Raw genomic sequence first — 7,229 nt, 5'->3', positions numbered from 1 at the left:
TCGAAATCAATGACTTTATCCAGAGCTTCATCTGCCTCTTTACTTATAAAATTAGCTTGATATCTCATTGTAGTAGTTATGGAAGAGTGCCTATAAAGCTTTTGTAACATTTGAATTGGAATTTTATCTCCTGAAATATTACCAAAGGTATGTCTTGACATGTGCATACTTAAATTCTTCTTCAAACCAATTAGTGAGGCGATATTATGGAGGTGCTTATTAAAATTCCTGGTAACGGTTTTTACTCTTGTCCTAACCCTAATTTCATCACTAAGGTCTATTCCCCACAATTATGGAAATACAAGATCTTCATCTTTCTTTTTATTTATCTCATATAAAGTCAACAATTGTTGAGCTTTTACCGGGACCTTCATCGAAACAAGTTTCTTATTTTTATTCATCCTGTAATTCAGTCGATCATCAACAAAATCTGACCACTTTAATTGAATTACATCCGTAATCCTTATGCCTGCGAAATAGAAACTTAAAAGCCAAACGTTAAGCGCATGCTGTTGGGCTTGAGTTAAACCTTGTATACCCTCTAATTGTTTAACTTCTTTAATTGAAAGTCCAATCTTCTGTGACTCCGGAATTCTGATTTGATATTTTCCTTTACCAAATGGATAATGATTTCTGTCGGCGTAATTTTTTGAAATGGCAAGATTGTAAATGGTTCTTAGACATATCATATAGTTAGCCACTGTTCGTTTTGATCGCTTTTTCTCATAGAGAAGAAAATTTTCAAATTTTTGAAGAAGGCTACAATCTATTTCATGGAATTCTAAATCTGAGTTCGAGCAAAAAATCTTGAATTGTTCTATTCTATTTTTGTCCGTGATGTATTGATTCAATTTTTTTCGTGATATTATGTTGTTTAAATATATATCTGCAACTGATCCAAAGTCCATTCTATGCTTAGATACAATTGTTTCTTTAATTTTTTTTAATGACTTGGGATTTTTTGAATACTCTATTTCAAGTAATTTCTCATTACAATTGGCCATCTTTGTAATGATTAGATAGTTTAATCTTGTGGAATTTGGATGAGATTGTTTTACCCGTTGATTTTTTGAATCCCAATATTTCTCCTCAATGTATTGATCAATGAAAATGTAACTTGATTTCCTGTTTTTAGTAATCCTGATTGCAATAGGAAATTGATTATGCTTATTGGATTTTTTTCTTAATATAGGTTTAATTATAGCCATCACATTTCATTTAAAGATCACTTCAAGGTACAACATAGGTAAAACATTTTTTGATATCATTTGCTATTTTTTAATATTTAACATTATTTAAGCCCATGTTAATCAATTACTTTTCAGTTAGTTAGTAGTTTTTTGATTGATAATGATATTAATTCATAACCCGGAGGTCCCGAGTTCAAATCACGGTCTCGCTACAGGAAAAATAAAGGCTTTCAGGAAACTGGAAGCCTTTTGTTTTTTCTCCTAGTACAGAATAAGTACAGAATTCGGAAAGTGCATTTATTTGCCTACAAAAGATTTACTTGCAGCTATTGATGGTATTATTAAATCTGCCAATTTCTTTTCATTTTCTCGTAGAAAAAGCTTTTTTAAAGATAGCAGGGCTATAACACCCAAAGACAGGAATCAACTGCCTGAAAAAAAATAAAACTTTCCAATCCATAGAAAGTATGCCCACTAAAAAAGGTACATCCAATGGAGTATTTGGTTTGAATTTTAAATACTACTTTCAATTCATCTGTGTAAAGAAAACAACCAACAGTTTTATAACTCAACCTACTGTCCCATCTAAAATTACAGTAAGAATCTGGTAAAGAATAGCTGATTATTAAGACTAAATTTTACTGAATAAAAAGAGCCGCCAAAGGAACTAAAACAAGCGATATCAAAATAGATAATGTGATTAGCAGGGCTGAATCTTTCTCTTCAGATTCCAGGAGCGATGCAAAAACCGTGAGACTTGCTGCAATTGGAAACAGTGGAATAAGAACAAGTACCTTTCGTTCTTCAGCTCCAAGGCCGTTTATAAAGTAATATTCCAGCCCTAAAAGGACTGCTGTGATAAGAACCGCACTTATTGTTCTTGTGCCCAGTACTTTTGAGTAATAAGAAATATTTAAACCTTTAAAATTAATGCTGGTAATATTCATCCCAATAACAGTCATTCCTGCAGCCGAGACTATTATTCCAAGTACATCAAAAACTGGTGTGACAGCTTCAGGGATTTCGAATTTGAAAATTTTGAGAGCTATGGCCACTAAAAAGGCATAAATAAGAGGTATCTTAAAAGCTTCTTTTATTGATTTTTTTGTGCCAAATTTTGATTTTGCGACAAGTATATAACCAATGGTATCACCATACAGGGCGGTGCCGGCATAAATACAAATTAAAGTAGTTACTGCTTCCTGGCCAAAAAGTGCCTTAACAGTGGGAATTCCAAAAAAGGCTACATTAAAGAAAGAAAAACTGCTTTTTAGCAAGGGAGCATCAAGCCCATCATATCTCTTGGAAACCCATATCGCCGGAAATATCATGAGCAGGGCTAGGCAAAATGACAGGATAGATAAAATAAGGAGATTGGACGTACTTGCCTCCAAAACATGTTCTAATATCATTAAAGGTATCAGAACAAACAGTAATGGCTTGTGAAGATATTTTTTTGGAATGAGGTTTTTCCGTTTTAAAAAATATCCCAGAGGAATACATAATAAATAAGGCAGCAAACTGGAATACAGTTTAAGAAATATCTCCATTCTCCTTTACTTTAAAAATTATTTCATTTACTAACCTACTAATGGTCCTGACATTAAACCACATAGCATCAACATCCAGTAAAATTCCGTTCGCCAGATGGCCAACAGCATAAAGATTGTTTCCAGCCTCTTTCGAAATAACCTGCATGCTGTGTGGGTTAATAACTGCTCCCCCGGCGGGATATGGCTTTAAATACCCTTTATCTGCAAGTGCATGAACAAGATCATTATCCATCCCTCTAAGGCTGGATGAAGTTCCCGTAGCATTTATTAGATTTTTCACCTGAGCAACCTCGCCTTTGGCAGTTTGGATTTTAAAAACCTGTTCTTCTTCGTCATATTTTATATTCCTGTTCTGCGGAATTACCTTTAATTGCCCGCTTTCCAATAAAGACAGTAATTTTTTGGCATTATGCAGGGGCATAGCATGCCGGTTTGCAGACCAGTGGCTACCCAGCCATTTTTTAAATAATTGCTTTTGATCAAGAGATAACCAGCCCCAAAAAGTAGAAGCATCATAGCGTAGGGAATAGGTCATATTTAAAAGAGAGTCCCCGCCATCTTCAGCAGCAGCAATGTCATACTCTAAAAATTCTTTTACAGGACCAGCGGTTCTGTCCAGTTTCTTCCAATCCATTTTTTCTCCTTCGGCTTCTTCAACATCTCTTATATATAACCTGAAAAGCTCCTTAACCCGTGGATGCCGCATTTTTGTCCTGGTAATTTTATGAACATTTTCAGGTGTGAGGTATTTCCTGTTGAAGCTTTTATTTTTTGAAGGTTGTACGCGTGGTAATATTCCAATAGGGGAAAACAGTTTAATTTCTCCTTCATGCCCATTATCTACAAGTGTCATCACAGTATCTACTGCGCTAAGGCTACTGCCCAGGATACCTACCTTATCTGTTTTGTTTATTCCTTTTTTTATTCTGTCTGAAGGCCAGGGAAAATCTATATATGAGGTGTATTTGCGTAGCTCGCTAAATTTATTTGGCTTGGGCGTACCGGGAGCCAGCAACACATAATCAGCCGTAACGGTATTCGAAGATTTCAACCGTATGATATATTTCTGGTTTTCCTGCCGGGTTATATCAAGAGCCTCATCATTAATAACTTCTGTTGTTACCTTCTTTTCTTTAGCTTTCTGAAGATAATTACCAAGTTGTTCCGAAACATAGTGCCCATACAGCAGGCGGCTCGTATATGCTGAAGAAAGGTCATCTCCTGTTTTAACCTCATCTTTATCGCCATCTTTCATTTTAAGCCATTCTTCAAAATGTGCTGGTTCATTGGCATAAATCCCCATCAGTTTAGCCTGTGTATTAAGAAGATGGGATTTTTGTTTTGTTCCGAAGGCAAGACCGTAGCCAATTTTATTACGGCGCTCTATAAGCGTAACACTCAAGTTTTTCTGAAGTCCAAGACTGCAAATTTGCACTATTAATTCTATAAAAGCAGCACTGCCACAGGCCCCGCCACCAATAATAACAATTTTCTTCATTCAATTAATCCATTAAAGATTATTAGTTTTTAATAATGTAAAGAATAGAAAAGAAAAAAATGAAACTTTAGGGTTTATTTAATAGAAAATGGTCGTTAAGATTTTCCAAATCGACTCCTATAAAGCGAAAAATTTATGCATACCTGATCTTCTTTTTCACAAATCCTGGAGACCCTGGGTTTGTTAATTAAGACCTGGAAGTTTTCTTTATCTATGGCCACAGGATCAGTCTTTCCATGAAAATTTATGAAGACAGCTTTATTGGCCTGCAAAGCCAGCTGGCCAGGAATAGTGTAATAGAAATCTAATCACAAGTATATCGGGTGAATTACAAAGGCATCAATTTTAAAGCAAAACAGAGCTGCAAAATTAGTGGCATTTTCTTAACCTAATTAACTACTTTAGCTTTAAAATTTCACAATGAAAAAGATACTTATATTTTTCCTGCTGGGATTTAGCACTATTCTACAGGCACAACAAACTAATAAAAATATGGATAATACTATTTACCAGTTTGAAGTTAAAGACATTCAGGGAAAAGATTTTGATCTAAGCACACTTAAAGGTAAAAAAGTAATGATTGTAAATACAGCCAGTAAATGTGGTTATACTCCGCAATACAAGCAATTACAGGAACTTTATAGCTTGTTTAAGGAGCAGGATTTTGTAATTATTGGTTTTCCTGCTAATAATTTTGCCAGCCAGGAACCTGGAAGCAACGAAGAAATCGCGGAATTTTGCCAGGCAAATTATGGAGTGGATTTTCCCATGATGAGCAAAATATCTGTTAAAGGAGCAGATATGCATCCACTTTATCGTTTTCTAACTGAAAAATCTAAAAGTAATTATAAGGATTCTGAAGTTCAATGGAATTTTCAAAAATATCTAATCGATGCGCAGGGGCGACTGGTACAGGTGGTAGATTCAAAAACCTTACCTACAGATAAAAAAATAATAGATTGGATAGAAAAATAAATATTCCCTTTTATTCCTTTTTTCCCGTACTAAGATTTCACCCAAAATTAAAGATAGGTGTGAAATTTCCTGTTATGAATGGAAAGTTAGAAATTTTGTAAATTGCTTTTTTTATTACTTTAGAAAATACAGATAGCATTATAGTTATGTCTCCCAACAAAAATTATGATTCCAGCACTCAAGATGATCTTCTTAAGGATGTTGAAAATATAAATCAAATACCTATAATCACCTCATTACTGGACGTAATTTGCAGTACCACAGGCATGGGATTTGCAGCCATTGCACGGGTAACAGAAGACCGTTGGGTTACATGCACAACCAAGGATGAAGTTTCCTTTGGCCTTAAACCTGGAGATGAGCTTAAAATTGAAACTACTTTTTGCGACCAGGTAAGGCAAAACAATGAAGCCATTATTATTGACCATGTAGCTGAGGATGACCGTTATAGATCCCATCCCATCCCGGCTATGTATGGCTTCCAGAGTTATATATCTGTACCAATTCACCGCAAAGACAATAGCTTCTTTGGAACCTTGTGCGCACTGGACCTAAACCCCGCAAAGGTTAGTTCTCCGGAGATTGTGGAAATGTTCAAATTGTTTGCCGATCTCATTGCTTTTCATTTAAACACACTGGAAGAACTAAAAATAACTTCTGCGGAATTGTCTTTACAAAAGGAAATCGCGGAAGTACGCGAGAAATTCATCGCTATACTTGGGCACGATCTTAAAAACCCATTAGGTACTATAAGAATGTGTTCAGATATGCTCCTTCTTATAGCTAAAGAAGAAAAGGCAAAGCAATACGCCGGCACTATAAAATCCACCAGTTACAGAATGGAGGCACTTATAGAAAATCTGTTGGATTTCGCAAGAGGACATTTGGGCGATGGGATTAAACTACAGAAGAAGAAGGATAAAGAATCGCTAAAAAACGTTCTCGAGCAGGTTTTAAAAGAAATAAGGGCAATGGCTCCCGATGCTCATATTAATACAACTTTTAAACTGGAAAAGGCGGTAGAATGTGATGAATCCAGGGTGGCCCAGTTATTTTCTAATTTGCTTGGGAATGCAGTTACGCATGGCAGTAAAGACAAACCTATAGAAGTAAAGGCGATATGCGAAAATGGTGAATTTGAGCTCTCCGTAACTAATGCCGCAGAACAGATACCCGAAGAAGTTATGAAACATTTATTCCAACCTTTCTACCGGGCAGATATACGGGAAGGGCACCAGGGGCTTGGCCTCGGCCTCTATATTTCTTCAGAAATTGCCAAGGCGCATGATGGCGAATTGAAAGTCGCTTCCAATAGAGAGAAAACCTCCTTTACGTTTTACATGCCCAGCAATTAATCTGTGGTTGCATCATCAGGAATTTTCGCGTCACGGTTAACATAAGCTGAAACAGACCTGATTATGTTATTTGCGATAGTATTGATTTGTTCCTGGCTTTTCTGGTTAAATTCCCGTGTTTTACCATCGCTGTCAAAAAAAGACCATTGTTCCGGAGGGGCCACAAAAGCAAAAGCAGGAGCTTCTGGGCTGCTTACTTCAACTAATCCAATATCGTACCTTATTTTCCCGTCTTTAAACCTGAAAGCAACATCCATCATTACATCCCATTGGTAAACTTCCCCATTGTCTTTTAAAGCAATCCCCTGGGGGACGAACATGCGGAATTCCAGGTATTGATTTGCGATATTGCGGGTAATTGCTTCTTCATAATTATCGATAGTAAATTTTGCCCACATGATCACCGACTGAAACAACTCATCATCTGATTTTTCGGGATATTCCCTAATTACCGATTGTGTAAAGCCCTCAGGAGTAACTTTAAAGCTATCGGCAGTATTAGTGATTTGAGCTTTAATTCCAGGCGAAATTATCATAAACATTATGGCTATTACAGTGCGTTTCATAAGTCATTTTTTTTATTTCTTTCAATATAAGAAAAAGCAAAAAGATTTTTTTTAAGATAATCTCAAGAAAAGCTGCGAAATGTCTTCAGCAG

General features: G+C 35.9%; 7 protein-coding genes. 2 read left to right on the top strand and 5 right to left on the bottom strand.

Features of this window, described 5'->3' with window-relative positions; genetic code table 11:
* The 4 genes from RM553_RS18115 to RM553_RS18100 all read right to left on the bottom strand — a co-directional run.
* The coding region (locus RM553_RS18115; RefSeq protein WP_311536375.1) for a tyrosine-type recombinase/integrase at window positions 1–290 on the bottom strand (290 nt) is incomplete at its 3' end.
* Complete coding sequence (locus RM553_RS18110; RefSeq protein ID WP_311536374.1) at window positions 291–1,208, bottom strand: phage integrase SAM-like domain-containing protein; 918 nt, start codon at window positions 1,206–1,208, stop codon at window positions 291–293.
* A gap of 620 nt (window positions 1,209–1,828) precedes the next feature.
* A complete protein-coding gene (locus tag RM553_RS18105) occupies window positions 1,829–2,602 on the bottom strand; it encodes an AEC family transporter (RefSeq protein WP_311536373.1) in 774 nt (257 codons plus the stop codon).
* A gap of 121 nt (window positions 2,603–2,723) precedes the next feature.
* On the bottom strand, window positions 2,724–4,241 hold the full coding sequence (locus RM553_RS18100) for an FAD/NAD(P)-binding protein (protein WP_311536372.1): 1,518 nt from the start codon (window positions 4,239–4,241) through the stop codon (window positions 2,724–2,726).
* 420 nt (window positions 4,242–4,661) lie between these two features.
* Between RM553_RS18100 and RM553_RS18095 the strand changes: the two genes are divergently transcribed.
* Both RM553_RS18095 and RM553_RS18090 read left to right on the top strand, forming a co-directional pair.
* Window positions 4,662–5,216 carry a glutathione peroxidase gene (locus RM553_RS18095; protein ID WP_432271475.1) on the top strand — a complete coding sequence of 185 codons (555 nt, stop codon included), beginning with the start codon at window positions 4,662–4,664 and terminating at the stop codon, window positions 5,214–5,216.
* A 146-nt stretch (window positions 5,217–5,362) separates the two neighbouring features.
* The gene (locus RM553_RS18090; protein ID WP_311536371.1) at window positions 5,363–6,571 is read left to right on the top strand and encodes a GAF domain-containing sensor histidine kinase; all 1,209 of its coding nucleotides are present in this window, start codon (window positions 5,363–5,365) and stop codon (window positions 6,569–6,571) included.
* Here RM553_RS18090 and RM553_RS18085 read toward each other — a convergent pair.
* Window positions 6,568–7,137 carry a hypothetical protein gene (locus tag RM553_RS18085; RefSeq protein WP_311536370.1) on the bottom strand — a complete coding sequence of 190 codons (570 nt, stop codon included), beginning with the start codon at window positions 7,135–7,137 and terminating at the stop codon, window positions 6,568–6,570. The two genes, RM553_RS18090 and RM553_RS18085, sit on opposite strands and share 4 nt — an antisense overlap.
* Window positions 7,138–7,229: the final 92 nt, after the last annotated feature.

It is taken from the genome of Autumnicola tepida, assembly GCF_031846485.1.
GTDB classification, from domain to species: Bacteria; Bacteroidota; Bacteroidia; order Flavobacteriales; family Flavobacteriaceae; genus Autumnicola; species Autumnicola tepida.
The sequence above is the reverse complement of the archived record's forward strand: the minus strand, read 5'-3'. Positions and strand labels throughout refer to the sequence as shown.